The 752-nt window shown below is 30.9% G+C and carries 1 protein-coding gene; it reads right to left on the reverse strand.

Annotation, left to right across the window (positions count from 1 at the left end; translation table 11 throughout):
• Positions 1 to 170: 170 nt before the first annotated feature.
• Positions 171 to 752: hypothetical protein (locus NNO02_RS23425; protein ID WP_271455895.1), on the reverse strand; the 582-nt coding region annotated here is incomplete at its 5' end.

Consider the following 752-nt stretch of genomic DNA (forward strand, 5'->3'; position numbering starts at 1 on the left):
GCTATAGAGTGCTCATCAAAATCAAGAGGAATATCGATTTGATAATAATCTCTATCATATATTTCGAAGAAGAAATCAATAGTTGTATTTGACTCTCTTTTGTCCAAAATCAAATGAATGTTTTCTTCATTATGTTCACTAATTGAACGTAAATGACACATATAACATCCTTAAACATATTGAGATATATATTTTTGCTTCGCTGTTTCTGCTGAAATTTCAGGGTTTAAGAAAGAGTCTGATTCCTCATTTAATAACTCCCTGAAGAAATAAACAAAATAAGTTCGCTGCGCGTTACCTATTTTTCTGCTTGCTTTTGCTACCTCATCTAGAGATATGTTTATTTGGTCTATAAACTCTATTCCGTTTTCAATATTAATGCCAGCAACGAGTTCGGGTATTCTTTTAATATCATTAATAACCTTAAAATCTACCATTTTTCCAATAGCAGCGCCAAAACCCGAGTATACTTGAGCTCGTTTGAATATTTTCAAAGCGTTTTTGCCAAATGGATTAATGATTTTCTCACTCATTTCTTCTGATAAATTTTCATCACCTAATAAATCATAAAACTTTGAGATTGTTGCGTGTAGAGCAAGTAAATAGTCTTCAAAAATCTCTGTATTGTTATTTTCTTTAGAGAGTTTTTCCATGCTTGATATATTTTCTAATAAATCTGTTCTATCAAGTGGCAATTCATCTCGGGTTATGTATGAATTGAATCCCTCAACAACATCTTTGAAATTATATTC

Source organism: Citrobacter sp. Awk 2, from assembly GCF_028069815.1.
Classification (GTDB): Bacteria; Pseudomonadota; Gammaproteobacteria; order Enterobacterales; family Enterobacteriaceae; genus Citrobacter.